This window comes from Paenibacillus profundus, from assembly GCF_021369635.1.
Taxonomy (GTDB): domain Bacteria; phylum Bacillota; class Bacilli; order Paenibacillales; family Paenibacillaceae; genus Paenibacillus_B; species Paenibacillus_B profundus.
In genome coordinates this window covers 1-968 of the sequence record NZ_JAJNBZ010000094.1, presented here as the reverse complement: position 1 = coordinate 968, position 968 = coordinate 1, and the positions used below count along the sequence as shown (strand labels likewise).

Below are 968 nucleotides of genomic sequence, written 5' to 3'. Positions count from 1 at the left end.
GCACCAACTCTGTCGCGATGCGTGTGAAACCCGCATAAACACTGATACGTTCGGTCATCGGCTTTATTGCGTTTACTACACGCCGGGCATGTTTGCGAAGTGTACGCAGGATTCACTTCGAGGACTTTGATTCCCGCCAATGCCGCTTTATACGCAATAAACATTTGCAGTTGATAGAACGACCAGTTATGCAGATTTTTAGCGTTTTTACGACTTGTTCTTGTCGTTTGGCGAATATTCGTTAGTTTCTCGATCTTGATGACCGATACTTGTTCTTCTATCGCCATGTTCACGATCTTCCGGCTGATCTTGTGGTTTTGATCTTTCATGTAGCGATGTTCCTTGTTCTGTTGCTTGCGAATCGCCGACAGCTTTTTGAGCTTACCCATCTTTCTTCGGCGCGCTTGAAACTTGCGGCGCATGTACCTGTTCTGCCTGCCGTTGCCGACAAACTGAGTTTTACCTGTTGAGGTGACAACGACGGCGGGGACTTTTAATCCCAAGTCAATCCCCATCGTTGCGCCGCTCGTTAGTGGTTCTGTTGGTATTTCAACAGCTATGTGCACGTACCACTTACCTGACTTTTCGACGACTCGCAATAGCCCGAGTTTATTGCTGAATAGGAGACGTTGCTCCCGTTCGGTTATGCGAACAGAAACCGTGAGCCGCTGTACCTTTCCGTTCATCATGACAGGAAATGAAACGTTACTGTCGCCAAACGAATAGTTTTGATTGTTCACGTAGTAGGCTCTACGCTTTAGAATCGGGCGTTTCCCTTGCTTTTTCGTCTTGTTATGGATGCTTCGCGCATCTCTAATGGCTTGGTTCCTTACTGCGGAAGGAAGATTGGCCTCGACATCCTTGGATGTCACCTTTGGAAATGCGCCCGATGCTTCTGCTTGTTCGGTTAAGTGATTGACCGTATGGATATATTCATTTCCCATCTCTTTCATAATGGCGGGATCACG

Annotated in this window: 1 protein-coding gene; it reads right to left on the bottom strand. The window is 47.3% G+C overall.

Annotated elements, in window-relative coordinates:
• Nucleotides 1-953 (bottom strand): RNA-guided endonuclease InsQ/TnpB family protein (locus tag LQV63_RS31215; RefSeq protein WP_233699652.1); only part of this gene is annotated, 953 nt, incomplete at its 3' end.
• Nucleotides 954-968 lie beyond the last annotated feature (15 nt).